The following is a 26685-nucleotide window of genomic DNA, read 5'->3' as shown; positions in this document are numbered from 1 at the left end:
ACGCAGTTCGCTCAGCACGGTTCCGACCGTGACACGCCGATGGCCGGCCCCTCTGGGGGCCGGCCATCGGCGTGTCGGCACGGGATCCGTGCGGAGCGAATCAGGGTGGCGTCAGACCTTCGCGACTGCCTCGGCGTCCACGAGCCACAGCGTCTCGAGCGTGCCGCGCACCGCGGCGGCGGGCAGCTCGAGGTCCCCGTGCAGCGATCGGGCGACCACGTCGGCCTTTGCGGCTCCCGCGGCGACGACCCACACGCGGCGTGCGCGGCGGATCGACTCGAGCGTGAGGCTGACGCGCATGGGCGGCGGCTTGGGGGAGGAGTGCACCGCGATCGCCTCGGCGTCGCGCGCCTCGTAGCCCGGGTGCCCGGGGAACAGCGAGGCGACGTGGCCGTCGGGTCCCATGCCCAGCATGAGCACGTCCCACGCGGGCGTGCCGGCCGCCTCGATGTCGGCGGCGTACGCGGCGGCGGCCTCCTCGACGGTGGCGAACGCGGACGAGGCGCCCATGCGGTGGATGTTGTCCTCCGGAAGCGGCAGGGCGCCCAGCAGCGCCTCCTGGGCCTGGCCCTCGTTGCGGTCGGCGTCGCCCGCCGGCACGAACCGCTCGTCGCCCCACCACACGTGGACGCTCGTCCAGTCGACGTCGGTCGCCAGGGGAGAGCGCGCCACCGCGGCCAGGGTCGCGATCCCGACGGTCCCGCCGGTGAGCACCACGTCGGCACGGGCCTGGACCGACAGCGTGTCGATCAGCGTCAGCAGCAGGCGCGCCGCCGTCGCCTCGGCGACGGAGCCCGCCGACGGGTGCACGACCACCCGGGTCGCGTGCGACCCCGCGTCGGCGGTGCCCGTCACAGCGACACCACGGTCTCGGCGGTGAACTCCGCGAGCACGTCGCCGTAGACGGCGTCGGCGTCGAGCCGGCGCAGCTCCTCGGCGAGCGCCTCCTCGAGCGTGCGGGCCGGCAGCGCGATGATGTGGTCGGGCTGGCCCGGCTGGCTGATGGTGGCGTTGTGGCCATCGGGCCGCGCGATCCGGATGGGACCCTCGGGGGTCTCGAGGACGATGCTCTGCAGCGCCGCCACCGAGTCGTCGAACGCGGCCTCGACCTCGCAGCCGAGCGCCTTCTTCAGCCATGCGCCCAGCAGCAGGATCGACGGGCTGTTGGTGTCGCCGTGCAGGCGCGCGACCGACACCTCGGGCAGGCGGACCTGGTCCATCGCCGCGGCGAGGAGCGCGCGCCAGCGGGTGAGGCGCGTCCACGCGAGGTCGGTGTCGCCGGGGCGGTAGCACTGCCCGAGGCCCAGGAGGGTGCCGACGGGGTCGGTCTCGCCCTTGCTGTCGGTGATGCGGCGCTGCGCCATGCGGCCGAGCGGGCACGAGCCCATGTCCTCGGGCACGGCGGCGGGCCACCAGACGACGATGGGGGCGTCGGGCAGCAGCAGCGGCGTGACGAGGGTGTCGTCGTGGCCGATCTGCGCGCCGGACGGGCGCAGCACCACGACCTCGGACGCGCCGGCGTCCCCGCCCACGCGGATCTCGGCGTCGAGGCGGGCCTCCTCGGCGGAGCCGGGCGCGATGACGATGATGCGGCACGGGTGCTCGCGCGAGGCGACGTTCGCGGTGGCGATCGCCTGCTCGGCGTCGGCGCCGGTGGCGTCGATGACGAGGGTCATCACGCGCGCGAGCGTGACGACGCCGCCGTCCTTGCGGGAGTCGACCAGGCGCTTGTTGATGGCGCCGGTCGTGGTGCGGGGCAGGTCGATGATCATGGGCGCCTCCAGACGCGTCCGTCGCGGGCCATCATGTCGTCGGCGCCCGCGGGGCCCCACGTGCCGCTGCGGTACGGCTCGGGCTGGCCCTGGGTCTCCCAGAACGAGGTGATGGGGTCGAGGATCTTCCAGGAGAGGGCGACCTCCTCCTGGCGGGGGAACAGCGGCGGGTCGCCGAGGAGCACGTCGAGGATGAGGCGTTCGTAGGCCTCCGGCGAGCTCTCGGTGAACGCGTTGCCGTACGCGAAGTCCATCGTGACGTCGCGTACCTCCATCGCGGTGCCGGGCACCTTGGAGCCGAACCGCAGCGTCACGCCCTCGTCGGGCTGGACACGGATGACCAGGGCGTTGGTGCCGGTGTCGGCGCCGGAGATGTCCTGGAAGTAGGGCGAGGGCGCCTTCTTGAACACGAGCGCGATCTCGGTGACGCGACGGCCCAGGCGCTTGCCCGCGCGGAGGTAGAACGGGGTGCCCGCCCACCGGCGGTTGGGGACCTCGAGGCGGATCGCCGCGTAGGTCTCTGTGATGGAGTCGGCGGAGATGCCGTCCTCGTCGAGGAAGCCGCCCACCTGCTCGCCGCCGCGCCAGCCGGCCGCGTACTGGCCGCGCGCGGTGCCCTCGCCCAGGTCCGCGGGCAGCCGCACGGAGCGCAGCACCTTCTCCTTCTCGGTGCGCAGGTCGTCCGCCTCGAAGGACGCGGGCTCCTCCATCGCGGTGAGCGCGAAGAGCTGCAGCAGGTGGTTCTGGATGACGTCGCGCGCCGTGCCGATGCCGTCGAAGTAGCCGGCACGCGAGCCGATGCCGATGTCCTCGGCCATCGTGATCTGCACGTGGTCGATGTACTGGGAGTTCCAGATCGGCTCGAACAGCTGGTTCGCGAAGCGGATCGCGAGCAGGTTCTGCACCGTCTCCTTGCCCAGGTAGTGGTCGATGCGGAACACCGAGTCCGGCGGGAAGACCGCCGACACGACCTCGTCGAGCTGCTCGGCCGACTCGAGGTTGTGCCCGAAGGGCTTCTCGATGACGACGCGGCGCCACGTGCCCTCGCGCGGGTCGGACAGCCCCGACTCGCGCAGCTGGGTGACCACCTGCGGGAACGCCGACGGCGGGATCGACAGGTAGAACGCGTGGTTGCCGCCGGTGCCGCGCTCCCGGTCGAGGGTCTCGACCGTGTCGCGCAGGCGCTGGAAGGCCTCCGGGTCGTCGAACGTGCCCTGCACGAAGCGGATGCCCTCGGACAGCTGGCGCCACGTCTCCTCGCGGAACGGCGTGCGCGCGTACTTCTTGACCGAGTCGTGCACCACCTCCGCGAAGTCCTGCTCGTCCCAGTCGCGGCGCGCGAAGCCGGTGAGGGCGAACGCGGGCGGGAGGAGGCCGCGGTTGGCGAGGTCGTAGACCGCGGGCATGAGCTTCTTGCGCGCGAGGTCGCCGGTGACGCCGAACATCACGAGGCCACAGGAGCCGGCGATGCGGGGCAGGCGACGGTCGCGCGGATCGCGCAAGGGATTGTTCACTCTGAGACCTTCCAGGGGGGACGTCGAAGGGGCGACGCTGCTCTTGTCATCCTATTGCGGGTGGACGATGCGGTGGCGCCACCTCGTGAGACGGCAGCGCCTCGTTCGCTCGGCACGGTTCGAGATGAGGCGCGCGGCGTCGAACGGAGGATGCCCGGGTTCGGCTCGGCGTGTCGCAGCGGAAACCGTGCTGAGCGAATCGGGTGGCGGCGCGAGGCGGGGCGAGACGCGAAGGAGGCCCCGCATCGTCCGATGCGAGGCCTCCCCGGGGTGCGGCGCGTCAGCCGGCGGCGGCGATGGACTCGCGCGCCTGCGCGGCCACGTTCTCCGCGGTGAAGCCGTACTTCTTGAGCAGCAGCCCGCCCGAGGCGGACTCGCCGAAGTGGTCGACGCCGACGATGCGGCCGGCGTCGCCGACCAGCTCGCGCCAGCCGAGCGGGGAGCCCGCCTCGACGGACACGCGCGCCTTGAGGGCGGCGGGGAGCACCGACTCGCGGTACTCGGCGTCCTGACGCTCGAAGCGCTCGCGCGACGGCATCGACACGACGCGGGCCTTGACGCCCTCGGCGGCGAGCAGCGAGCGCGCCTCGACGGCGACGGAGACCTCGGAGCCGGTCGCGAGGATCACGACGTCGGCGTCCTCGTCGGCACCGGCGATCACGTACGCGCCCTTCGCGACGCCCTCCGCCGAGGTGCCCTCGAGGGTGGGGACGTTCTGGCGGGTGAGGATGATCGCGGACGGGCGGTCGGTGGTCTCGAGGATCGACTTCCACGCGAAGGCGGTCTCGTTGGCGTCCGCGGGGCGGATGACGTCGAGACCGGGGATCGCGCGCAGCGTGGCGACGTGCTCGATCGGCTGGTGCGTCGGGCCGTCCTCGCCCAGGCCCACCGAGTCGTGCGTCCACACGAACGTGGTGGGGATGCGCATGAGCGCGGCGAGGCGCACCGAGGCGCGCATGTAGTCGGAGAACACCAGGAAGGTGCCGCCGTAGACGCGGGTCAGGCCGTGCAGCGTGATGCCGTTGAGGATGGTGCCCATGCCGAACTCGCGGATGCCGAAGTGCAGCGTGCGGCCGTACCAGTCGGCGTTCGGCCACGAGTGGGTGGCGCGGCTCGGCGGGAGGAACGACGGCTCGCCGTCCATCGTGGTGTTGTTGGAGCCGGCGAGGTCGGCCGAGCCGCCCCACAGCTCGGGCAGCACGGGGGCGAGGGCGGTGAGGACCTTGCCGGACGCCGAGCGGGTCGCGACGGAGCCGCCGACCTCGAACGTCGGGAGCGCGTCCTCCCAGCCCTCGGGCAGCTCGCGCTTGACGAGGCGGGCGAGCAGCGCGGCGCGCTCGGGGTTCTCGGCCTCCCACCGGGAGAACTGCGCGTTCCACTCGGAGTGCGCGGCCTGGCCGCGGTCCTTGACCTCGAGCGTGTGGGCGAGCACCTCGGGCTCGACGGCGAAGGACTGCTCGGGGTCGAAGCCGAGGACCTCCTTGAGGCCCGCGACCTCGGCGGCGCCGAGCGCCGAGCCGTGCACGCCGCCCGAGTTCTGCTTGGTGGGCGACGGCCAGCCGATGATGGTGGAGAGGCGGATGAAGGAGGGCTTCGAGGTCTCGGCCTGCGCGGCGCGGATCGCGTCGTAGAGCGCCTCGGGGTCCTCCTGGTAGCCGTCCTCGGTGATCCAGGACACGTGCTGGGTGTGCCAGCCGTACGCCTCGTAGCGCTTGGCGACGTCCTCGGTGAAGGAGATGTCGGTCTCGTGCTCGATCGAGATGCGGTTGTCGTCCCAGATGACGATGAGGTTGCCGAGCTCCTGCGTGCCGGCGAGCGCGCTCGCCTCGTGGGACACGCCCTCCTGCAGGTCGCCGTCGCCGGCGATCACGTAGACGAAGTGGTCGAACGGCGAGGCGCCCGGGGCGGCGTCGGGGTCGAGCAGGCCGCGCTCACGGCGCGCGGCCATCGCCATGCCCACGGAGGACGCGATGCCGGTGCCCAGGGGGCCGGTGGTGATCTCGACGCCGTCGGTGTGGCCGTACTCGGGGTGGCCGGGAGTGCGCGAGTTCTCGGTGCGCAGCGCCTTGAGGTCGTCGAGCGTGAGGTCGTAGCCCGACGCGAACAGCTGCAGGTACAGCGTCAGCGACGAGTGGCCCGCGGACAGCACGAAGCGGTCGCGGCCGAGCCAGTGCGAGTCCGACGGGTCGTGGCGCATCACGTTCTGGAAGAGCAGGTACGCGGCGGGCGCCAGCGAGATCGCGGTGCCGGGGTGGCCGTTGCCGACCTTCTCGACGGCGTCGGCGGCGAGCACGCGCAGGGTGTCGACCGCGCGGCGGTCGACGTCGGTCCAGTTGATGGTCACAGGTGTCTCCCTCGACAGGTAGCGGATACGGGGTCAGCCTACCGGGGCGAATCCCGCTTGTAGGACGTTCACATTGCTGGGAGCGGGCACATCTCACGCGGTGAGACGTGCCCGCCACGGACCCTGGTCCCGTACCGCGCGGCTACACTTGTCCGCATGCCGACCGCCACCTCCGAGGCTCATGCCGCCGTGCCCGTCGCGGCTCCCCGCCGAGTGGTGTCCGTCGTCGCCGCGTACGTCGCGCTGACCAAGCCCCGCATCATCGAGCTGCTGCTCGTCACCACCATCCCCACCATGGTCCTCGCGGCCGACGGCTGGCCCTCGTTCGGCCTGCTCCTGGGGACGCTGGTCGGCGGCGCGCTGTCCGCGGGAGGCGCCCAGGTCTTCAACAGCTACCTCGACCGCGACATCGACGCCGTCATGAAGCGCACCCGCAAGCGCCCGCTCGTCACCGGCGCCGCCTCCCCGCGCGGCGCGCTCATCTTCGCGTGGGTGCTGTCGATCGTGTCGACGCTGTGGTTCTGGCTGGTGGTGGGCTCGTGGCTCGCCGCCGCGCTCAACGTGGTCGCGATCGTCGGCTACGCCGTCGTCTACACGATGATCCTCAAGCGCCGCACCGCGCAGAACATCGTGTGGGGCGGTATGGCGGGCTGCATGCCCGTGCTCATCGGCTGGGCGGCCGTCACGCACTCGCTCGCGTGGACCCCCGTGCTGCTGTTCCTCATCATCTTCTTCTGGACGCCGCCGCACTACTGGCCGCTGTCGATGAAGTTCAAGGGCGACTACGAGCAGGCCCGCGTGCCGATGCTCCCGGTGGTCGCGCCCGTGCGCAAGGTCGCCGTCGAGATGGTCGGGTATGCGGCCGCGATGGTGGCGACCAGCCTCGCGCTCGCGTGGGTCGCGAACATGACCTGGGTGTACCTCGGCGTCGCCGCCGTGACCGGCGCGTGGTTCCTGGCCGGCTGCATCCGCCTCTACCGCCGCTCCAAGGCGGGCGAGGCGAAGCTGCGCGAGATGCGCCTCTTCCACGACTCGATCACGTACCTGTCGATCGTGTTCGCCGCCGTGATGGTGGACCCCTTCCTCACCGACGTCCTGTCGGTCCGCTGACCGATGCTCGAGCGGCAGCGTGACGCGTACCTCGCGCACGTCGCCGTCGAGCGCGGCCTGAGCCCGAACACCGTCGCGGCGTACCGCCGCGACCTTGACCGCTACGCGACCTTCCTCGCCACCCGCGGCCTCGACGACCTCAAGGACGTCACCCGCGAGGAGGTCGCCGCGTTCGCCCAGGGGGTGAGCACGGGGGAGGACGGCGGGCGCGCCCTGGCCCCCGCATCGGCCTCCCGCACGGTGGTCGCCATCCGCGGGTGGCACCGCTTCGCCGTGCTCGAGGGCTGGACCGAGGGCGACCCGTCCGCGCAGGTCAAGCCGCGCGCCATCCCCAAGCGCCTGCCCAAGGCGATCAGCACCGACGAGGTCGACCGGATCCTCGCGCAGGCGGGCCTGGGCGACGGCGCGGCGCCGCTGCGCGACCGCGCCCTCCTGGAGCTCGTGTACGCCACCGGCGCGCGCATCTCCGAGGCCGTGGGCCTCGACGTGGACGATGTGGAGCTCGCCCCGGGCGAGGAGGCGGTGCTCCTGCGCGGCAAGGGTCGCAAGGAGCGCATCGTCCCCGTCGGGGGGTACGCGGTGGGGGCGCTCGAGGCGTACCTGGTGCGCGCCCGCGCGCCGCTCGCGCATGCCGGCAAGGGCACCCCGGCGCTGTTCCTCAACGCGCGCGGCGGGCGCCTGTCGCGGCAGTCCGCGTGGACCATCCTGCGGGCCGCGGCGGAGCGCGCGGGCGTCGAGGAAGTCTCGCCGCACACGCTGCGCCACTCGTTCGCGACGCACCTGCTCAACGGCGGCGCGGACGTCCGCGTGGTGCAGGAGCTGCTGGGGCACGCGTCCGTCACGACCACCCAGATCTACACGCTCGTGACCCGTGACACGCTGCGCGAGGTGTACGCCGCGACGCACCCGCGCGCCCGCTGAGGGGCCTGGTCACCAGGCGGTAAGGTTGGCGCGTGTCCGACTTCCCTGCACCCGAACCCCTTCCCAGCCACGGTCCCGCGCGCGTCGTCGCGCTGTGCAACCAGAAGGGCGGGGTGGGCAAGACCACCACGTCGGTCAACCTCGCCGCGGCCCTCGCCGAGTACGGCCGCCGGGTGCTCCTCATCGACTTCGACCCGCAGGGCGCCGCGTCGGCCGCCCTCGGCATCAACGCGGACGGCCTCGACAACACCGTCTACAACCTCCTGATGGAGACGGGCGTCGCGACGCGCGACGTCATCCTGGAGACCAAGGTGCCGGGCCTCGACCTGCTGCCCGCGAACATCGACCTGTCCGCCGCCGAGGTGCAGCTCGTCGGCGAGGTCGCCCGCGAGAGCGCCCTCGCGCGCGCGCTGCGCCCCGTGCTCGACGACTACGACGCGGTCCTCATCGACTGCCAGCCGTCGCTCGGCCTCCTCACCGTCAACGCCCTCGTCGCCGCGCACGGCGTCGTGATCCCGCTGGCCGCGGAGTACTTCGCGATGCGCGGCGTCAAGCTGCTGGTCGACACGATCGGCAAGGTCCAGGACCGCCTCAACACGCGCCTCACCATCGACGCGATCGTCCCGACGCTGTACGACGGCCGCACGCTGCACGCCCAGGAGGTCGTCGAGCGCGTGCGCGACGCGTTCGGGGACCGGGTCACCGACACGATGATCCACCGCACGGTGAAGTTCCCCGACGCCACCGTCGCCGCCGAGCCCATCACCTCGTTCGCCCCGTCGCACGCGGGCGCCGAGGCCTACCGTCAGCTCGCCCGCGAGCTCGTGGCGCGCGGGGTCGCCGCCTAGCGTGACGGCCGAGGTCGCGACCGAGCCCGCCAAGGGCTTCGAGGTCCACCTCGACAACTTCGAGGGGCCGTTCGACCTGCTGCTCAGCCTCATCTCGAAGCATCAGCTCGAGATCACCGAGGTCGCGCTCGCGCAGGTCACGGACGAGTTCCTCGGCGTGCTCGCCGCGCGCGAGGGGGACTGGGACCTGTCGCAGGCCTCCGAGTTCCTGGTGGTCGCCGCGACCCTGCTCGATCTCAAGGCCGCGCGCCTGCTGCCGCAGGGCGAGGTCGACGATGCGGAGGACCTCGAGCTGCTCGAGGCGCGCGACCTGCTGTTCGCCCGTCTGCTCCAGTACCGCGCCTTCAAGCAGGCGGCGGGCGCCTTCGGGACGATGCTCGCGGCACCCCGGCGCGTGCCCCGCGACGTCGCGCTCGAGCCCCAGTTCGCGATGCTGCTGCCGGAGCTCGTGTGGACCGCGACCCCCGAGCTGCTCGCGCAGCTCGCGGCGCACGCCCTGGAGCCCAGGTCGGCGCCCACGGTGAGCCTGTCCCACCTGCACGCGCCCGCGGTGAGCGTGCGCGAGCAGGCCGCGGTCATCACGAATCGCCTGCAGCGCGAGGGCTCGGTGTCCTTCCGCTCGCTCACGCGGGACGCCGGCAGCACCGCCGTCGTGGTCGCGCGCTTCCTCGCGCTGCTCGAGCTGTTCCGCGAGGCCGTGGTCGCGTTCGATCAGGTACGCTCCCTCGGCGAGCTGACGGTCCGCTGGACCGGCGGCGAGTCCGCCGTCGAGGTGTCGGCGGAGTTCGACGAGGACGATGCGATGGGCGTCGCCTCCGAGGCCGCGGGCCTGACCGTGGTGCGAGACGAGGAGGGGCAGTGAACGTCATGGAGCTGCGCGGCGCGCTCGAGGCCGTGCTCATGGTCGTCGACGAGCCGGTGCCCGCCGCCGAGCTCGCCGCCGCGATCGAGCTGCCCGTCGCCGACGTCCAGGCTGCCCTCGAGGCGCTGCGCGACGAGTACGCCGACCCCGACGCGCCCCGCGGCTTCGAGCTGCGCGAGGTCGACGGCGGGTGGCGCATCTACTCGTCGCGCCTGTACGCCGATGTGGTCGGGCGGTTCATCGTGGACGGCCAGTCGGCGCGCCTGTCGCAGGCCGCGCTCGAGACGCTCGCCGTGGTCGCGTACCGCCAGCCGGTCACGCGCGGCCAGGTGTCGCAGATCCGTGGGGTCAACGTCGACTCCGTCATGAAGACGCTCGCCGCGCGCGGGCTCGTCACCGAGGTGGGGGAGAGCGGCGGTGCCGTGCAGTACGGCACGTCGACGGAGTTCCTCGAGCGGATGGGGATGTCCACGCTGGACGACCTCCCGCCGCTCGCGCCGTACCTGCCCGACCTCGCCGACATCGATGGAGAGGGTCGCTGATGGCCGAGCTGGAGATCCACCGCCCCGAGGGCATCCGCCTGCAGAAGGTGCTCGCCTCGGCGGGCGTCGGCTCGCGGCGCAAGTGCGAGGACCTCATCGAGGCCGGGCGGGTGAAGGTCAACGGCGAGGTCGTCGACCAGCTCGGCGTCCGCGTGGACCCCGAGTCCGTCGCGATCGAGGTCGACGGCAACCGCATCATGGTCGACTCGAGCCACCTCACGGTGGTCCTCAACAAGCCGTTCGGCGTGGTGAGCACCATGTCCGACCCGCAGGGACGGCCCGCGCTCGACACGTTCGTGGCGCGCTACCCCGAGCGGCTGTTCCACGTGGGCCGCCTCGACGCGGAGACCACGGGCCTGCTCATCCTCACCAACGACGGCGAGCTCGCGAACCGCCTCGCGCACCCCACCCACGGCGTGTCGAAGGTCTACGTCGCGAAGGTCAAGGGCCGCGTGTCGAAGAACCTGCCGACGCTGCTCAAGCAGGGCGTCGAGCTCGACGACGGCCCGGTCCGTGCGACCGCGTGCACCATCCTCGACGTCCAGGGCGACTCGTCGCTCGTCCAGGTGGAGCTGCACGAGGGCCGCAACCGCATCGTCCGCCGCATGCTCGACAAGGTGGGCCACCCGGTGCTCGAGCTCGTGCGCACCCAGTTCGGTCCCATCCGCCTGGGCACCATGGCGCCGGGGGAGATCCGCGAGCTGTCGCCGTCCGAGGTCGGCAAGCTCATGGATGCCGCCGGGCTGTAGCCCCCAGGGCGCCAGGCGGGCACCCTGCCAGCCGATACGATGGACGCCATGACGATCCGAGCGATCCGTGGCGCCATCACCCTGGACCGCGACGAGAAGGACCACCTGCACGAGCGCACCATCGAGCTGATCGAGGCGCTGATGCGGGAGAACACCCTCACCACCGACGACCTCATCTCGGTCATCTTCACCTGCACCCCGGACATCCACGCCGACTTCCCGGCCGCCGCGGCCCGCGCGCTCGGCTTCGGCGCCGTCCCGCTCATGTGCGCGCAGGAGATGGCCGTGCCGGGGGCGCTGCCGCTCGTCGTGCGCGTGATGATGCACGCCCACCTCGACCGCCCGCGGGACGAGATCTCGCACGTGTACCTCCGCGACGCCGTGAGCCTGCGCCGCGACCTCGCCCAGTAGGAGCCGCGATGGCACCCCGCACGCACATCGTCGGCGCCGGCCTGATCGGCGCCAGCCTCGGCATCGGCCTCGCCGCTGAGGGCTGGACCGTCACCATCGAGGACAACGACCCCGAGGCCGAGCGGCTCGCCCGCTCCATCGGCGCCGGCGGCACCCCCACCGGCGACGCCCCCGAGCTCGTCATCGTCGCGGTCCCGCCGTCGGCCGCCGCGGCCGTGGTCGCGGCCGCGCTCGGGCGCTACCCGGACGCCGTCGTCACCGACGTCGCGAGCGTCAAGGCCCCCATCGCCGCCGCCGCCGAGGCGACCGGCGCATCGTCCCGCTACGTCGGCTCCCACCCGATGGCCGGCCGCGAGGTCTCCGGCGGGCTCGGCGCGCAGGGCGACCTGTTCAAGGCGCGCCCGTGGGTGCTCTGCCCCAACGGGGCGACACCCGAGGCCATCGCGACGGTGGCGCTCGTGCCCGAGGCCCTCCAGTGCGACGTGGTGACCATGGAGGCGGCGGCGCACGATGCGGCGGTTGCTCGCGTCTCGCATGCGCCGCAGGTCGCGGCGTCCGCCGTCGCGGCGGCGCTGGGCATCCTCGACGCCGACGACGTCGCCCTCGCGGGCCAGGGGCTGCGCGACGTCACCCGCATCGCGGCGTCGCTGCCGGGCATGTGGGCCGACATCGCGCGCCTCAACCGCAAGCACCTCATCGACAGCCTCGACCACATCATCGCGGACCTCGAGGAGGTGAGGGAGGCCGACGACATCGGCGAGGCCCTCACCGACCTCATCGACCGCGGCCGCTTCGAGGTCGCCCGCATCCCCGGCAAGCACGGCGGCGCGACGCGCGACTGGACGCCCGTGACCGTCATCGTGCCCGACACCCCCGGCCAGCTGCTGCGCCTGCTGCAGCACACCGCCGCGGAGGACGTCAACGTCGAGGACATCGCCATCGAGCACTCGCCGCGGCAGCCGGTGGGACTCACCACGCTCTACGTGCTGCCCACGCACGCCGCGGCCCTCGTCGCGGCGCTCGAACGGCACGGTTGGGAGATCGCTGCATCATGACCGGAATCTCGATCGCGATCGACGGGCCCGCGGGCACCGGCAAGTCCACGGTGGCCCGCGAGGTCGCGCGCCGCCTCAGGCTCGCGTACTTCGACACCGGCGCCACGTACCGCGTCGCCACCCTGTGGTGCATGCGCGAGGGCGTCGACCTGGCGAACCAGGACGACGTGACGGCGATGGTCGAGACCATGAACGTCCGCCTGGTGCTCGACCCGCGGAACCCGCGCGTGGTGCTCGAGGACGAGGACGTGTCCTCGCTCATCCGCACCGACTCCGTCGCGCTGACCGTCTCCAAGGTCGCGACCAACCTCGAGGCGCGCGCCGCGCTGGGCCGCTGGCAGCGTGAGATCATCGCTTCGGAGGTCGCCGGAGGCTCGTCCGAGGGGCGCGGCATCGTGTCCGAGGGCCGCGACATCACCACCGTGATCGCCCCCGACGCCGACGTGCGCATCCTCATGACCGCCGACGAGGAGATCCGCGTCGCCCGCCGCGCCGGCGAGGGCGCCGACCTCGCCACCGTGCGCGAGGCCGTGCTCGGGCGGGACAGGAAGGACGCGACCGTCGTGTCGTTCCACACCGCCGCGGACGGCGTCCACACCCTCGACACGTCCGACCTCACCATCGAGGAGGCCGTGCAGGCCGTGCTCGACCTGGTGACCGAGGTGCGGGGGGACGATGCCGGGGAGGGTGGCGCATCGTCCCTGGAAGAGCCGGGTATCGAGTGAGCGCACCCGTCCCCAGCCCGTGGGGGCCGCGCTGGTCCCGGTGGGTCGGACGGTTCCTCGCGCGCGTCCTGTGGCGCACCGAGGTGCGCGGGCGCGAGTCCGTGCCGCGGGAGGGCGCGGTCATCGTCGTGTGCAACCACGTGGGCCTCATCGACGGCCCCGTGGTGCACGGCGTGATCCCGCGCGGCTCGCACTTCCTCATCCGTGAGGGCATGATGAGCGGCCCGCTCGGAGCGATCCTGCGCGCCGCGCAGCAGATCACGGTGGAGGGCTCGGGCCGCGACGCCCTCGCGCGCGGCCTGGGCGTCCTGCGCCGGGGCGGCGTCGTGGGCGTGTTCCCCGAGGGCACGCGCGGCGTCGGCACCGCGGAGGCGGTCCACGGCGGCGCGGCGTGGCTCGCGATCCAGTCGGGCGCGCCCGTGGTGCCCACCGCGATCGTCGGCTCGCGCCGCACGGGCGAGTCCGTGAACATCTGGCCCAAGCCCGGGCGCCGCCTCGTGGTGGCGTTCGGCACCCCGGTGGTGCTCACGCCGCCGGACGAGGTACGCGGCGGCCGCGCGAAGCAGGCGTGGGCGGCCGAGAGGCTTGCCGAGGCGCTGCGCGACCAGGTGGCCCGTACCCTTGACACGACAGACCTCGAGCTTCCGCTCGACGACCCGCGCCGTGATGCGCGCACAGAGAAGGACCATTCATGAACGACGAGCAGCTGCCCGCGCCCCATCCCTCGGACGCGCCCGAGACGCTCGACGAGATCCGCGAGGCCGCGCTCCGCGCCGGCCTCGAGGCGTACGACCTGACCGACGAGGACCTCGCCGAGCTGTCCGGGGAGCCGCTGCCCGAGACCGAGGAGGCGCTGCCGATCCTCGCGATCGTCGGCCGCCCCAACGTCGGCAAGTCAACGCTGGTCAACCGCATCATCGGCAAGCGCCTCGCCGTCGTCGAGGACACCCCCGGCGTCACGCGCGACCGCGTCGCGTACAAGGCCGAGTGGGCGGGCCGCGACTTCACGCTGCTCGACACGGGCGGCTGGGAGAAGAACGTCACCGGCATCGACCTGTCCGTCGCGCAGGCCGCGGAGGCCGCGATCGAGATGGCCGACGCCATCCTCTTCGTCGTCGACGCGATGGTCGGCCCGACCGCGACCGACGAGCAGGTGGTGCGGCTGCTGCGCAAGGCCGACAAGCCCGTGGTGCTCGCCGCCAACAAGGTCGACGGCCCGCAGGGCGAGCTCGAGGCCGCGGCTCTGTGGAACCTGGGCCTGGGCGAGCCGTACCCGGTGTCCGCGCTGCACGGCCGCGGCACGGGCGACCTGCTCGACGCCGCGATGGCGATCCTCCCGACCGAGATGCACCAGGTCGAGGTCGACGAGCACGCGCCGCGCCGCATCGCGCTGGTCGGGCGCCCCAACGTCGGCAAGTCGTCTCTGCTCAACAAGCTGGCGGGCTCCGAGCGCGTGGTGGTCAACGAGATCGCCGGCACCACGCGCGACCCGGTCGACGAGATCGTCGAGATCGGCGGGCGCCCGTGGACGCTGGTCGACACGGCCGGCATCCGCCGCCGCGTCCACATGTCCAAGGGCGCGGACTTCTACGCCTCGCTGCGCACGCAGACCGCGATCGAGCGCGCCGAGGTCGCCCTCGTGCTGCTCGACTCGTCCGCGCCGCTCACCGACCAGGACCTGCGGGTGGTCCAGCAGGTCGTGGACGCCGGCCGCGCGATGATCTTCGTGTTCAACAAGTGGGACCTGGTGGGCGAGGACGAGCGGTTCCTGCTCGAGCGCTCCATCGAGAAGGACATGGTCCAGCACTCGTGGGTGCCTCGCGTGAACCTGTCCGCGATGACGGGCTGGCACACCAACCGCCTGCTGCCCGCGATCGACCTCGCGCTGTCCAGCTGGGACCAGCGCGTCTCGACCGGCCGCCTCAACGCGTTCCTCGGCGAGCTCGTCGCGGAGCACCCGCACCCGGTCCGCGGCGGCAAGCAGCCCAAGATCCTGTTCGCGACCCAGGCGTCGACCCGTCCGCCGCGCTTCGTCATCTTCGCGTCGGGCTTCCTCGACCCGCAGTACCGCCGCTTCATCGAGCGTCGCCTGCGCGAGAACTTCGGCTTCGAGGGCACCCCGATCCAGATCTCGGTGCGCGTGCGCGAGAAGCGAGGCTCCAAGCGCAGGTAGGCGATTGGCAATGACAGATGTGACGCATGTGACTGCGGGCGTCGCCGCTCGCTGACGGACTCGTGTCTGGTCGCCCGGCACTTCAACCGGGCCCGAGGTTCGGGCGCGCGACGCGCCCGGTGGTCGATCACCCGGCCGATGCGGCCACCCAAGTCTCACCCGTCGCTTCCGTCACATCTGTCATTGGGAGTCGGACCAGAGGCCGCGCTTCTCGAGCACCTCGCGCAGCACGTCGGCGCGATCCGACACGATGCCGTCGACGCCGGCGTCGATCAGCGACTCCATCTCCTCGGCCCGGTTGACGGTCCACACGTGGATCACGCGCCCCGCCTCGTGCGCGATCCGCACGTGCCGCTGCGTGAGCACGGGCACCGCGCCCACGCGCCACGGGATCTGCAGCCCGTCGACCCGCTCGAGCGAGCGCAGCGTGCCCAGCCCCAGCAGGCCCCCCGCGAAGAACCGTCCGGCCTCGGACGTGCCCGCGCTCGTGGCGACCGGGCGCGACAGGCGCGCGACGGTCGCCTCGCGGCGCGCCGTCGAGAACGACGCGACGCACACGCGGTCGTGGGCGGAGGTGCGCTCGATCGCGTCCGCGACGGGGACGATGCCCGACTCGGCCTTGACGTCGATGTTCACCCGCAGGCCGGGGAAGGTCCCCAGCAGGTCCTCGAGCAGCGGCACCGGCTCGACGCCGCCGATCCTCGCCTCCTTCACCCGTGCCCAGGGCAGCGCGGACACCTCGCCCTCGGCGTCGGTGGTGCGGTCCAGCGACGAGTCGTGCAGCGCGACGGCGACACCGTCGGCGGTGCCGTGCGCGTCGGTCTCGACGTAGCGGAAGCCCAGGTCGACCGCCGCCTGGAAGGCCGCCATCGAGTTCTCCAGCCCGTCGCGCGAGAAGCCCCGGTGGGCCAGCGCGGCGAACGGGGCGTCGAAGTACGGGTGCGTGGGGCGTCGGGTCATGGGATCGCCTTCGGGAGCCAGGTGCGGATCGCCGCGAGGTACGCGGCGCGGGGGACGGGGGAGGACAGGGACAGCTCGTGGAGGCCGCCCGTGACCACGGCCTCGGTGACATCGGGGCCCAGACGATGCGCGTGTCGGGCGATCGCGCCCACGTCCACCGCCGTGTCCTGGAGGCCGAGCAGCGGGTTGGTCGGGCTGTCGGGGCCGGAGCTGTGCGAGCGCGCCGCCAGCACGGGCACCCGGATGTCGAGGCCGCGCGCGACGCGGGCCTGCGCGCGGGTGACGGCTGCGAGCCAGGAGGCGCGCGCGGGCACGCCGCCGGGGTTCTTCCACGCGACGTCGAACTCCCAGCCGCCGCCCTCCGGGCGCAGCAGCCGCGCGGCGTAGTGCGACGGGGCGCGGTGCATCACCGTCATCGGGCTGAACCGCGCGAGCGCCGGCAGGGCGCGCGTGCCGAGGCGCTGGACGCGCGTGGTCAACGGCGCGAAGAACGGGCTGTCCAGGACCAGCCCGGCGAGGGCGGGGGAGGGCCGGTCGGAGGCCCAGATGGCCGCCGCGAGGCCGCCGTTCGAGTGCGCGTGGACGACCACGGGCAGTGCGGGCAGCTCCTCGGCGATCGCGGCGACCGCGGCGTCGATGTCGTCGCCCAGCTCCGCGATGTCCGCGATGAGGTGCGGGGTGTCGTTCTCGCGTAGCGACCTGCCGGCGCGTCGCATGTCGACCGCGAAGAACGCGAGGCCCTGCTCCTCGAAGAACCGCGCGAGGTGCGCCTGGAAGAAGTAGTCGTTGTAGCCGTGCACGTGGAGCACCGCGGCGCGCGGCAGCTCGGGCGACGTGCGCGACCTCACGAGCGTCGCCGGGCCGAGCGGGCTGCGCTCGAAGCCGGCCAGCGCATCGTCCTCCCAGGTGCGGGCCTCGTCCATACCCCCGATGGTGCCACCTTCGGGCATCGTTCAGCGCGTGTTGGCGTGTTGGACGCGCATCGTTCACGCGTGACCGGCACGCTTGCCCCATGACTTCCGACGCGACGACGCCGTCGCCCTCGCTCGACCTGGCCGACCGACCCGTGAGCCGCGGCCGCGTGCTCGCGTGGGCGCTGTGGGACTGGGCGACGCAGCCGTTCAACTCGGTGATCATCACGTTCGTGTTCGCGGCGTTGTACCTGGTGGGCGACGACTTCATGGACCCCGAGATCGCCAAGCTGGGGGAGGGCAACGCCGCCTACGAGCTCGCGCTGGCGAGCCTGTCGAGCGGGTTCGGCGCCGCGATGACGGTCGCCGGGATCATCGTGGCCGTGCTCGCGCCGGTGCTGGGCCAGCGCGCCGACACCGCGGGCAGGCGCAAGCTGTGGCTCGGCTGGATGACGGGGCTGCTCGTGCTGTCGATGCTGGGGCTCGCGTTCGTGCAGGCGGCGCCCCCGTACTTCGTGCTGGGCGTCGGGCTCATCGCGATCGGCTCGATCTTCTCCGAGATCGGCGGGGTGAACTACAACGCCCTCATCACGCAGGTGAGCACCCCCGCGAACGTCGGGCGGGTGTCGGGCCTGGGGTGGGGCTTCGGGTACACGGGCGGCATCGTGGCGCTCGTGCTCGTGGTGGTGGCGCAGTCCGCCGACTGGTTCGGGCTCGACACGTCCAACGGCATGGCGTATCGGCTCATCGCGGTGGGCTGTGCGGTGTGGTGCCTGGCGTTCGCATGGCCGCTGTTCCGGTGGGTGCCGGAGTCGACGGCGACGGGCCGCGAGCCCGTCTCCTTTGTCGCGGGCTACGCGCGGCTGTGGCGCGACCTGGTGCGCCTGTGGCACGACTCGCGCGCGACCCTGTGGTTCCTGGTCGCGAGCGCCATCTACCGCGACGGCCTCGCGGGGGTGTTCACGTTCGGCGCGATCATCGCGTCGGTCGCCTACGGCTTCTCGGGCGACCAGGTCATCTACTTCGGCGTGGCCGCGAACCTGGTCGCGGGCGTCGCGACGATGCTGTCCGGGTTCGTCGACGACCGCTTCGGTCCGCGCCGACTGATCCTGTGGTCGCTCGCGCTCATGGTGGTGTCGGGGCTCGCGGTCGCGGTGCTGCACCCGCTCGGTCCCGTGGTGTTCTGGGTCGCCGGCCTGGTCCTGTGCCTGTTCGTGGGGCCCGTGCAGTCGGCGTCGCGGTCACTGCTGGCCCGCGTGAGCCCGCCGGGCAAGCAGGGGGAGATCTTCGGGCTCTACGCGACCACGGGCCGCGCCGTGTCGTTCCTCGCGCCGCTCATGTGGACGCTCACGATCGCGCTGACGGGCGCGACCATCTGGGGCGTGGTCGGCATCGTGGTGGTGCTGGCGCTCGGGCTCGGCGCGATGCTGCTGGTCAAGCTCCCGACGCGCTGACCGACGGGTCGGGACACTCAGTCCTCGGATTCGCGGGACGCGGCGCGTTTCGGGACGCTCAGTCCTCGACCCCCCGGTTGACGCTCTCTCTGACCGATGAGGACTAAGCGTCCCGAGATCGTCGGCTACGCCGATTCCTGAGGACAGAGCGTCCCGAACCGGGGGTCACGGGCGCGACTCGACCGGTCCCGTGCCGCGCGCGTTGTAGACCGTCGAGGTCGAGTCGCCGTACGCCCGGTAGACCGCGAGGGCCTCGTCGCGCAGGACGTCCGATGTGACCGCGATGCCGCGGGCCTCGAACTGCGCGGCCCAGTCGTCCACCACGGGACCCTCGTCGAAGCGCGTGAGCTCCTCGAGCTCCGGGCCCTCGCCCGCGACCACGAGCCGGCGCACGCCCGACCACAGCGTCGCGCCGTAGCACTGCACGCAGGGCCGCCAGTTGACCACGAGCGTGAGGTCGCGCCCGTCGCCCAGGTCCCACGTGCCGAGCCGTCGCTGCGCGAGCGCGAGCGCCATCACCTCGGCGTGGCCGGCGCTGATGCCCGTGTCGAGCACCACGTTGACGCCCACGGACACGAGCGCGCCGGTCGCCGAGTCCACGACGATCGCGGCGAACGGCCCGCCGCCGCCCTCGCGCCAGTTGCGGTCCGCGAGCCGATGCACGAGCGCCATCTGCTCCTCGGGCGTCGCGAGCGCGTCGGGCAGCGCCGAGATCTCGGCGATCAGCCACTCGGGCAGGGACAGGGTGACGCTGGTCGCGAGGCCGTCGGCCATGGCTCCTCCGGGGGACGATGCGGGGGTCAGGCCTGGCTCTTGCCCGAGATGATCTCGTCCCAGGTGGGAAGGCGGGGGGTCTGCGGGGCGGCGTCAGGTTGGCCGGCGGCAGGCTCCGGCTCCGGCTCCGGCTCCGGCTCCGGCTCCGGGGTCGCCTCGCGTGCGGGCTCCGGCTCCGGCGCAGGCTCCGGCTCCGGCTCCGGCTCCCACGTGGGCGTCGCGACCGTCTCGGCCTCCGGCTCGGGGCTCCACGCCGCGGGGCTGAGCGCCGCGGGGGCGGCCGGCTCGTCGGCGACGGGCAGGCCGAACGCGGGGGTGTCGCCCGGGATGGGCTCGCGGATGGGGAGCAGGTACGCCTGCGTGGCCTCCGCATCGTCCTCGACCGGTGCCGGCGCGGCGGGCTCGTCGTCCTCGCCGACGACCGTCGCGACGACGATGCGCAGCGCCTCGGCGAGCACCTCGGCGGGCAGCGCCGCGCCGTCCAGGCCCATCGCGGGCGTCGCGGGGACCTGCACGAGGCCGCTGGGCACGCCCCACTCGGCGAGCTCGCGCTGCATGACGTAGAAGACGTGGTTCGCGAGCCCGCTGCCGGCGTTGAGCGACACCGTGGCCGGGAGGCCGTGCGCCTCGAGGGCCGCGACCACCTCCTTGGCGGGCAGCGTGCCCCACAGGGCCGCGGCCGCGCCCTCGACGATGGGCCGGTCGACCGGCTGCTCGCCGTGGGCGTCCGGCGCGTGAGTGTCGTCGAGGTTGACCGCGAGGCGCTCGACCGTGACGGCGGAGGCGCCGGGCGCGGTGGCGACCACGATGACGGCGTCGGGCAGGTGCTTGGCGATCGAGGCGCGCAGGCGGCGCGACGACTCGGCATACGCGGGCACGAGGTCGCGGTGGACGATCTCGGCGCGGCCGTGCCAGGTCTCGGCGAGGATGCGTGCGGCGTCGGACGAGGCCTCGGCGGCGCTGCCGGGGAGCGGTTCGAAGGCGGTGATCAGTACGCGGGCCATGGCTCCAGGGTAGGCGGTGGCGGGCGCGCGGGCCGACGACGCTCAGGCGTCGACCGCGGTCTCCACCCCGTCGACCGTGGCGATGAGGCCGCGCTCGCGCAGCTGCCTGATGTAGCGCGCCTGGCCGCGCTCGCCCTTGCCGCGGAACAGGGGCATGAGGCGGGGCAGCGCGTTCGGCATCAGCATCGCCGCGCGCACCAGCCACGACTCGCTGGGACGCGGGTACGCCTCGAGCCGGGGCTTGTCGAGCAGGCGCATCATGGTGCGGGCGACGTGCTCGGGGGACTGCGGCGGATCCTGGAACTGGAGCGCGTTGCCGCCGTCGAGCGCCTCCTGACGCAGCATGCGGGTGTCCGTCGCGGACGGCAGCACCGAGCTCACGGTGATGCCCTTGTCGCGCAGGTCGAGAGCGATCGACAGCATCGCGCCGCGCAGGCCGAACTTGCTCGCCGTATAGATCGGGGTCTCGCCCAGCGGGAAGATCCCGCCCAGCGAGACGGTGGTGATGACGCGCGGGTCCGGTGCGGCGCGAAGGAGCGGGACCGCGAGGCGCGTCAAGATGAGCGGCGCGGTGAGGTTGACGGCGAGCTCGTGCTCGATGGACTCGACGCTGCGCACGTCGAAGCGCTCGGCGCTGGTCATGCCGGCGTTGTTGATGAGGACGTCGATGCGGCCGTGGCGGCCGCCGATGCGGGCGAGCATCGCCTCGACCTGGGCGCGGTCGGTGAGGTCGGCGACCTCGGCGGTGTGGCGGTCCGTGCCGCCCGGGAGGCGGTCGACGGCGGCGCGCGCCGCATCGTCCCTCATGTCCGCCACGACGATGCGGGCGCCGCGCTGCGCCGCGAGGGCGCTGACCGCGCGGCCGATGCCCCCGGCGCCGCCGGTGACCACGACGACGCGGTCGGTGAGGTCGAGGCGCGCGCGGCTCACGGGATGGTCCAGCCCATGCGCTTCGCGGTCCTGTGCAGGTACCTCGTGATGGCGACGCCGTCGACGTAGCCGGCGTGGCGCGTGGAGTCGACGAACCTGATGCCGCGCGTGAGGTCGGGGGTGTCCGTGGCGATCGTCCTCTCGAACTCCGCCCAGCGCTCGGGGCGCCTCAAGCGGTCGTCGATGTGCTGCGCGATCATCGCGGCGAGCTGCTCCATGAGGACGTACGCGGCGCCGTTGGTCTCGACGAAGCCGAGGCCGTAGAGGCCGGGGTTCCTGGAGAAGGCGGTGAGGTAGAAGTCGGGGTGCGGGCCGTCGCCCACGAGATCCTGGGCGTACGGCACGGCGTGGTGGTAGCCGGTCGCGAGGAGGATGAGGTCGACGTCCTCGGTGGTGCCGTCGGCGAAGGTGACCGTGGTGCCGCTCGTGGTCGCGATGGCCGGCCGCGCGGTGACGTCGCCGTGCCCGAGGTGGTGGAGCAGCTGGGTGTTCATGAGCGGGTGGGTCGCGAACACCTTGTGGTCGGGCTTGGGCAGGCCCAGGCGCGTCGGGTCGCCGTTGAGGATCCTCAGCAGGACGCCGAAGACGCGCTGCTCGAGCCACATGGGCATGGTGGGGCCCTCGTCGGCGAACACGTCGGCGGGCTTGCCGAACACGTGCTTGGGGATGAAGTGGTAGCCGCGGCGCAGGCTGATGACGGCGTGGTCGGCGGAGCGGGCGGCGTCGCAGGCGATGTCGGCGCCCGAGTTGCCGGCGCCGATCACCAGGACCCTTCGGCCTTCCAGCTCCTTGGGGGAGCGGTAGGTGACGGTGTGGCGGACCTCGCCCGTGTAGTTCCCGGGGAGGTCGATGACGTTGGGGATCCACTGGACGCCGGAAGCGACGATCACGTGCGCGTGGTCGGTGCTGGTCCCGTTGGTGCGGGTGACGCGGTAGCCGCCTTCGATCTTCTCGACCTTCTCGACGGCGGTGTCGAACTCGATGGCCTTGTCGAGGCCGTTGTGTTCCGCGAACGCGTTGAGGTACGCGTAGATCTGCTTGTAGCTGGGGTAGTCCGGGTAGTCGTCCGGCATGGGGAAGGACGGGAAGCCCGACAAGGTCTTCGAGGAGATGAAGTGCGCCGACTCGTACATCGGGCTGCCCGGGGCGTCGATGTCCCACAGGCCGCCCACCCCACGGTTGCGCTCGAGATGCGTGTAGGGCAGGCCGCGCTGCTGGAGCGCGAAGGCGGCGGCGAGGCCCGCGGGGCCTGCGCCGATGATGGCGGTGTCGAGCACGGTTCTCCTCGTCGTTGAGCAGTACCGCGAGCATAGGGGGTGCCAGGGACGATGCGGGGGTTCCGGGCCGTGTCGGCGCTGCCTGGGGTGACCAAGTTATCTGCGGCTGTTTGGGCATCCGCGGCGCGAGGTGGTCTTTGCGGGCTCCGGATTCCGATATAGTTAACCGCTGTCACGGGCTGTGGCGCAGCTTGGTAGCGCACCTGACTGGGGGTCAGGGGGTCGCAGGTTCAAATCCTGTCAGCCCGACGTGTAGCAAGCGGAAAGTCCTGGTAACTCACGGGTTGCCAGGACTTTTTGCATGGAGTGACATGACCCGGTCATCATTTACTCATCACTTTGGGCTCGCTGACGCGCCCTCCGCCGGCCGCGCTACGGCAGGGCGGCGTTGGTGCCGGTTGGTCCCGAACGCCTGGGGTGCGCGCTCCGCACCTATGCGGCATGAGCGCCGAACGCGACACTGTGGACAACGACTGGGGCCTCGAGCCCCTGCTCGACGTGAGCGAGCTCGCCGCATACCTCGGCGTGCCAGTCTCCACGGTCTACGACTGGCGGACTCGCGGCGTCGGGCCGCGCGGGTACCGCTTCGGCAAGCACCTGAAGTTCTCGGTCTCGGATGTGCGGACCTGGGTCGAGCAGCAGCGCGACGCCTCTCCTGCGGAGGGGAGGTGACACCGTGGCTCGCGCGCGGCTGACCATCGGCACCTTCGGTGACATCGCCTACCTCGACGCGGCTCGCGGTCGCGTGGTCGCGCGGACCCGGTACCGCGACTGGGACGGCAAGAACCGACTCGTGCAGGCCACTGCCAACACGCGCAGCCAGGCGGAGCAGGCGTTGAAGGCGAAGCTCGCTGATCGGAGCCTGTTCCAGCCCGCCAGCTCGGTCCTGTCGCCCGACAGCCCCTTCCCGGACCTGGTCGCGTATTGGCTCGAGGACCTCGAGCTCGAGGGGCGGATCTCGAAGCGCACCTTGGAGCTCTACGAGCGGGACATGCGCACGCTCGTGCTTCCGGTGTTCAAGGGCCTCACGCTGCGGGAGATCGGGGTGGCCCGTTGCGACCAGTACCTCAAGGTGCTCGCAAAGCAGAGCTACAGCCGTGCCAAGCACGCACGGGCGGTGCTCAGGCTCGCGCTCGAGCTCGCGGTGCGACACGAGGTGCTGCCGCGCAATCCCATGGCTCACGTCTCGCCGCTGCGGCGCCCCGCATCGCGACCGAACGCGCTCACCGCCACCGAGGTCAACGCGGTGCGCGCGGCGATCGCCTTCTGGGAGATGGGCGGCTCCTACTCCGGCCCACGACCGGACGGGCAGCTCGGCGCGATCGTCGAGGTCATGCTCGGCACCTCCGCCCGCATCGGCGAGGTCCTGGCCATCCGTCGCCGCGATGTCGACGTCACGAGCAAGACGCCGTCGATCCGGATCGCCGGGACCATCGTCAGCCTCCATGGTGAGCCGACGAAGCGGCAGGACCACCCGAAGACGGCGAGGTCCGTGCGGACCGTGGCGATCCCGTCGTTCACCGCAGAGGCGGTACGGCGCCGGCTGGCACGGTTGGAGGACCACTCGCTCGACGCGCTGCTGTTCTGCACGCGCGACGGGACGCCGCTGACCACGAACAACGTGCGCCGTCAGTTCCGGATGGTGCTCGAGCGTGCGGGCATCACTGGAGTCACGCCGCACATGTTCCGACGTACCGTCGCCACTGCGATCAACGACGAGGGCGGGGTGGAGCTTGCAGCGGAGCTGCTGGGGCACACCGACCCGCGGATCACGATTCAGCACTACATCAAGCCGCCAGAGATGGTGAATCCGGCGACGGCAGCGATGCTCGATCGGGTGTTCGCGAAGGACGACTGATCGTCGGCTTGCCGGGCCCGTCAGGCCGTCAACGTCGGGGGAGTGGGCTGCGTGGCCGTCTCCTCGGGCGCGGCCGGCGCCTCCTGCTTGGCGCGGCGCGCGCGCTCGACGGTGTAGCTCGTGCGGGCGACGTCGTGCCCGATCCGCGCGGCGACGAACTCCTCCGCGTCGGTCTCGACGCCGTCAGTGCCGACGCGGGTGAACCGCCGGATGCGCCCCTCCGCGATGAACCGATCGCCCTTGGCGAGGTGCTCGGCGGCTCGCTCTGCGGTTCGACCGAAGACGACCAGGTCGTGGAACGTCGGCTCGAGCGGGGTGAAGGAGCCGTCCTCGCCGCGATGGAAGTGCTCCTGGCCGACGCGGACGTAGAGACGTGCGTCGCCCCGCTCGGTGGCGGTGAGTGCTGGCTCGCTCACGATGAAGCCGGACAGTGATGCACGGGTGCGGAACATGATGCCGCCCTCCTTCTCGGTGGTCGGCGTCGTGGTGACGCCTGTACCGATCAGGTGCGCGGCTGGGGCCCGATAGGTTCCCGCCGGGGTGTAGTCACTCGCGCGGACATGCCCCGATGCTGAGTGCTACGTGATCAGCCCCTCCGCTGGCGCGTTCAGCGTCCCGCAGTTTTCGCGGATGGCGAGAGGTATGTGTCATGGGTGCCCACTAGGCTCCCTGGTAAGGGACTCGAAGGAGGTTGGCATGGGTTTTCTGGACAAGCTCTTTGTCGGCGGTGTGGTTGCGGCCGCTGGCACGGTCGCCGCGCTAGTGCTCAAGGATGCAGCAGAGACTCGACGACGCCGGAACACTCCGATCGAGTTCGATGAGCGCCTCACGCATCGCGACTTCGAGATGATGGTGGAGGAGGCAGCTGCGAAGGTGCCACGTCTCAAGTCCTTCAGCATCAGCGGTCTAGCAGTGACGTTGCTTGTCGAATCCAACTCCGGAGTGTCGACTTGGACTGCCGAGGCCGACTTCAATGACTACGGAAGGCTTACTGGGACCTACTGGCTCACTTCTGAGAACGACCAGTCGCCGCTTCCAAAGTTCTTCGCAAACGCGGTCAGCGAGTCGGTGCAGCTCAAGGTCAGTTCGGCCTAGGAGGTACAGGCAAGGCCGGATCCGCGGTCCGGCGTTCCGCGACGCGAACTCGCCGCTGACATCCTGGGGGTCTGCCCCGACTTCCATCCTGACCAGCCGGTCCCAGACCAGCCACCGCCAGACTCACAGATGGCCTCGGTCGGTCCGTTCGATGTTCCGGGGCGGTCGAAGAACGCAAGGATGTCGTGTGCCCGGTTGTTCAGGGTCCGGCCGAGTCGTCGCAGTTCGACGAGTGTGGCCGGGACGCCGGTTCGCAGCGACTCGATGAGCGCCGCGAAGTCGGCCTTCGCGATCGCCCGGTTGGGGTTGCGGTACGCGGTGATCATCCGCTGGTAGACGCCCCAGGTGACCTCGACCTCAGCATGGTCGTCGGCGTCGAAGAGGGCGTCGAGTCGGTCCCACTGGCGGTCGGTGAGGAGCTCGAGCCCGGTGTGCAGGACTCGACGGGACATGTAGAGCGGGTCGCCGGCGTGGCCGCGGTGACCGTGGATGGCCTGCTGGATGCGGCGTCGGCACTGGTCGAGGGCGTCGCCGGCGAGCTTCACGACGTGGAACGGATCCATCACCGCGGTCGCGGTCGGGAGTTCCTCGGCGGCGGCGGTCTTGAAGCCTGAGAAGCTGTCCATCGCGACGACCTCGATGCGCTGGCTCCACGAAGGGTGGCGCTCGGACAGCCACGTCTTGAACACGGCCTTCGACCGGCCGGGGACCATGTCGAGCAGCCGGGCCGGGCCGACCCTGTCGCGTACGGGCGTGAGGTCGATGATGACGGTGACGTACTTGTCGCCGAAGCGGGTGTGTCGCCACACGTGCTCGTCGACACCGATGACCGCGACGCCGTCGAACCGGGCCGGGTCGTTGATCAACTGGCGGTGTCCCTCGGTCAGGACGGCGTCGTTGGCGGTGTTCCACGCAACCCCGAGCCCCGCCGCGATGCGAGAGACCGACAGGTGGTCCACGACGAGAGCGCGAAGCGCCCACGCGAGTCCGCCGCGGGAGAGCTTCGCCCGTGGATCCGCGGCGGCGCGGAGGTCGTCGAGCCAGAACCGGTCGCACGGGTCGCACCGATAGCGGCGGACCCGCACCAGCAGCGTCATAGGTCGACAGCCGAAGGGCTCGTGAGCCAGGTAGCGGGACTGAGTGCCGAGGGAGCGGCCCCGGTCCCCGCAGTCGCGGCAGACGTCGTCGATCACGGCCACGCGGCACTCGAGCACCGCGCGGTCGGCTGCGATGCGCTGCCCGGTGACGATCGGGCCGAGGGCCTCGAGGCCCGCGAAGGTCGTGAGGTCGGGCGCGCCGAAGGTAGCGTTGAGCAAGTCGAGGTCTTTCAGATGGTGAGCGTGAGAACTTCCATCCTGGGGGACCTCGACCCCTACCCCCGACCACTCATCGTCGA

26 protein-coding genes, 1 tRNA gene and 1 pseudogene are annotated in these 26685 nt (G+C 72.0%); 16 read left to right on the top strand and 12 right to left on the bottom strand.

The genetic code is table 11. The features are described from left to right. Positions 1–111: 111 nt before the first annotated feature. The 4 genes from pgl to tkt all read right to left on the bottom strand — a co-directional run bounded on the left by pgl (position 112) and on the right by tkt (position 5630). Positions 112–855 carry a 6-phosphogluconolactonase gene (gene pgl / locus AOM04_RS10640; protein ID WP_228373688.1) on the bottom strand — a complete coding sequence of 248 codons (744 nt, stop codon included), beginning with the start codon at positions 853–855 and terminating at the stop codon, positions 112–114. After that, on the bottom strand, positions 852–1772 hold the full coding sequence (locus tag AOM04_RS14990; RefSeq protein ID WP_062464758.1) for a glucose-6-phosphate dehydrogenase assembly protein OpcA: 921 nt from the start codon (positions 1770–1772) through the stop codon (positions 852–854). Before AOM04_RS14990 ends, pgl begins: the two co-directional genes overlap by 4 nt. Then, entirely contained in the window at positions 1769–3286 is a 1518-nt protein-coding gene (zwf, locus tag AOM04_RS10630; protein WP_228373687.1) for a glucose-6-phosphate dehydrogenase, read from the bottom strand. The genes AOM04_RS14990 and zwf overlap by 4 nt, the downstream gene beginning before the upstream one ends. A gap of 280 nt (positions 3287–3566) precedes the next feature. Beyond that, complete coding sequence (gene tkt, locus AOM04_RS10625) at positions 3567–5630, bottom strand: transketolase (RefSeq protein WP_228373686.1); 2064 nt, start codon at positions 5628–5630, stop codon at positions 3567–3569. Positions 5631–5786: 156 nt separating this feature from the next. Between tkt and AOM04_RS10620 the strand changes: the two genes are divergently transcribed. From AOM04_RS10620 to der, 11 genes are read left to right on the top strand one after another with little or no spacing between them, the layout of a single operon-like run. Then, on the top strand, positions 5787–6740 hold the full coding sequence (locus AOM04_RS10620; protein WP_082104576.1) for a heme o synthase: 954 nt from the start codon (positions 5787–5789) through the stop codon (positions 6738–6740). Between the two features lie 3 nt (positions 6741–6743). Next, a complete protein-coding gene (gene xerD, locus AOM04_RS10615; RefSeq protein WP_062464755.1) occupies positions 6744–7661 on the top strand; it encodes a site-specific tyrosine recombinase XerD in 918 nt (305 codons plus the stop codon). Between the two features lie 32 nt (positions 7662–7693). After that, entirely contained in the window at positions 7694–8509 is an 816-nt protein-coding gene (locus AOM04_RS10610) for a ParA family protein (protein ID WP_062464754.1), read from the top strand. 1 nt (position 8510) lies between these two features. Further along, positions 8511–9371 (top strand): segregation and condensation protein A, encoded by an 861-nt coding sequence (locus AOM04_RS10605; RefSeq protein ID WP_062464753.1) that lies wholly within the window; start codon positions 8511–8513, stop codon positions 9369–9371. Positions 9372–9376: 5 nt separating this feature from the next. Further along, positions 9377–9913 (top strand): SMC-Scp complex subunit ScpB, encoded by a 537-nt coding sequence (gene scpB, locus AOM04_RS10600; protein ID WP_174447674.1) that lies wholly within the window; start codon positions 9377–9379, stop codon positions 9911–9913. After that, positions 9913–10662, top strand: a complete 750-nt coding sequence (locus tag AOM04_RS10595) for a pseudouridine synthase (RefSeq protein ID WP_062464751.1) — start codon at positions 9913–9915, stop codon at positions 10660–10662. The genes scpB and AOM04_RS10595 overlap by 1 nt, the downstream gene beginning before the upstream one ends. Positions 10663–10710: 48 nt before the next feature. Next, positions 10711–11073, top strand: coding sequence for a chorismate mutase (gene aroH, locus AOM04_RS10590; RefSeq protein WP_062464750.1), 363 nt, complete (start codon positions 10711–10713; stop codon positions 11071–11073). Positions 11074–11081: 8 nt separating this feature from the next. Next, positions 11082–12128 carry a prephenate dehydrogenase gene (locus AOM04_RS10585; RefSeq protein WP_062464749.1) on the top strand — a complete coding sequence of 349 codons (1047 nt, stop codon included), beginning with the start codon at positions 11082–11084 and terminating at the stop codon, positions 12126–12128. Then, positions 12125–12853 carry a (d)CMP kinase gene (gene cmk / locus AOM04_RS10580; RefSeq protein WP_062464748.1) on the top strand — a complete coding sequence of 243 codons (729 nt, stop codon included), beginning with the start codon at positions 12125–12127 and terminating at the stop codon, positions 12851–12853. The genes AOM04_RS10585 and cmk overlap by 4 nt, the downstream gene beginning before the upstream one ends. Continuing rightward, positions 12850–13548, top strand: a complete 699-nt coding sequence (locus AOM04_RS10575) for a lysophospholipid acyltransferase family protein (RefSeq protein WP_228373685.1) — start codon at positions 12850–12852, stop codon at positions 13546–13548. Before cmk ends, AOM04_RS10575 begins: the two co-directional genes overlap by 4 nt. Beyond that, positions 13545–15026 carry a ribosome biogenesis GTPase Der gene (gene der, locus AOM04_RS10570; RefSeq protein WP_062464746.1) on the top strand — a complete coding sequence of 494 codons (1482 nt, stop codon included), beginning with the start codon at positions 13545–13547 and terminating at the stop codon, positions 15024–15026. Before AOM04_RS10575 ends, der begins: the two co-directional genes overlap by 4 nt. A gap of 180 nt (positions 15027–15206) precedes the next feature. Here der and AOM04_RS10565 read toward each other — a convergent pair whose 3' ends face one another. Then, positions 15207–15986 carry a glycerophosphodiester phosphodiesterase family protein gene (locus tag AOM04_RS10565; protein WP_062464745.1) on the bottom strand — a complete coding sequence of 260 codons (780 nt, stop codon included), beginning with the start codon at positions 15984–15986 and terminating at the stop codon, positions 15207–15209. Continuing rightward, positions 15983–16909: an alpha/beta hydrolase gene (locus tag AOM04_RS10560; RefSeq protein ID WP_062464744.1), complete on the bottom strand. Its 927-nt coding sequence runs from the start codon at positions 16907–16909 to the stop codon at positions 15983–15985. Before AOM04_RS10560 ends, AOM04_RS10565 begins: the two co-directional genes overlap by 4 nt. A gap of 89 nt (positions 16910–16998) precedes the next feature. Here AOM04_RS10560 and AOM04_RS10555 point away from each other — a divergent pair, with 89 nt between their 5' ends. Beyond that, positions 16999–18351, top strand: coding sequence for an MFS transporter (locus AOM04_RS10555; protein WP_062464743.1), 1353 nt, complete (start codon positions 16999–17001; stop codon positions 18349–18351). A 165-nt stretch (positions 18352–18516) separates the two neighbouring features. Here the strand turns inward: AOM04_RS10555 and AOM04_RS10550 are convergent, their stop codons facing one another. From AOM04_RS10550 to AOM04_RS10535, 4 genes are read right to left on the bottom strand one after another with little or no spacing between them, the layout of a single operon-like run. Continuing rightward, entirely contained in the window at positions 18517–19125 is a 609-nt protein-coding gene (locus AOM04_RS10550; protein WP_062464742.1) for a nucleoside deaminase, read from the bottom strand. A gap of 26 nt (positions 19126–19151) precedes the next feature. After that, positions 19152–20129 carry a pyroglutamyl-peptidase I gene (locus AOM04_RS10545; RefSeq protein WP_062464741.1) on the bottom strand — a complete coding sequence of 326 codons (978 nt, stop codon included), beginning with the start codon at positions 20127–20129 and terminating at the stop codon, positions 19152–19154. Positions 20130–20171: 42 nt separating this feature from the next. Continuing rightward, on the bottom strand, positions 20172–21059 hold the full coding sequence (locus AOM04_RS10540; protein ID WP_062464740.1) for an SDR family NAD(P)-dependent oxidoreductase: 888 nt from the start codon (positions 21057–21059) through the stop codon (positions 20172–20174). Next, complete coding sequence (locus tag AOM04_RS10535; RefSeq protein ID WP_228373684.1) at positions 21056–22336, bottom strand: flavin-containing monooxygenase; 1281 nt, start codon at positions 22334–22336, stop codon at positions 21056–21058. The genes AOM04_RS10540 and AOM04_RS10535 overlap by 4 nt, the downstream gene beginning before the upstream one ends. A gap of 175 nt (positions 22337–22511) precedes the next feature. On the opposite strand from AOM04_RS10535, the gene AOM04_RS10530 reads away from it, so the two are divergent. The 3 genes from AOM04_RS10530 (at position 22512) to AOM04_RS10520 (ending at position 24194) form a co-directional block, all read left to right on the top strand. Beyond that, positions 22512–22585 (top strand) — tRNA-Pro (locus AOM04_RS10530). Between the two features lie 192 nt (positions 22586–22777). Further along, the gene (locus AOM04_RS10525; protein ID WP_062464739.1) at positions 22778–23008 is read left to right on the top strand and encodes a helix-turn-helix domain-containing protein; all 231 of its coding nucleotides are present in this window, start codon (positions 22778–22780) and stop codon (positions 23006–23008) included. Between the two features lie 4 nt (positions 23009–23012). Continuing rightward, a complete protein-coding gene (locus tag AOM04_RS10520; RefSeq protein ID WP_062464738.1) occupies positions 23013–24194 on the top strand; it encodes a tyrosine-type recombinase/integrase in 1182 nt (393 codons plus the stop codon). 20 nt (positions 24195–24214) lie between these two features. Here the strand turns inward: AOM04_RS10520 and AOM04_RS10515 are convergent, their stop codons facing one another. Continuing rightward, positions 24215–24646, bottom strand: coding sequence for a single-stranded DNA-binding protein (locus AOM04_RS10515; RefSeq protein WP_062464737.1), 432 nt, complete (start codon positions 24644–24646; stop codon positions 24215–24217). Between the two features lie 244 nt (positions 24647–24890). On the opposite strand from AOM04_RS10515, the gene AOM04_RS10510 reads away from it, so the two are divergent. Continuing rightward, a complete protein-coding gene (locus AOM04_RS10510) occupies positions 24891–25289 on the top strand; it encodes a hypothetical protein (protein ID WP_062464736.1) in 399 nt (132 codons plus the stop codon). Between the two features lie 128 nt (positions 25290–25417). Here AOM04_RS10510 and AOM04_RS10505 read toward each other — a convergent pair. Next, positions 25418–26605, bottom strand: a pseudogene (locus AOM04_RS10505) (ISL3 family transposase); the annotation flags it as partial. Positions 26606–26685 lie beyond the last annotated feature (80 nt).

It is taken from the genome of Demequina soli (assembly GCF_000971195.1).
Taxonomy (GTDB): Bacteria; Actinomycetota; Actinomycetes; order Actinomycetales; family Demequinaceae; genus Demequina; species Demequina soli.
This window is presented reverse-complemented; position numbering and strand designations above follow the sequence as displayed.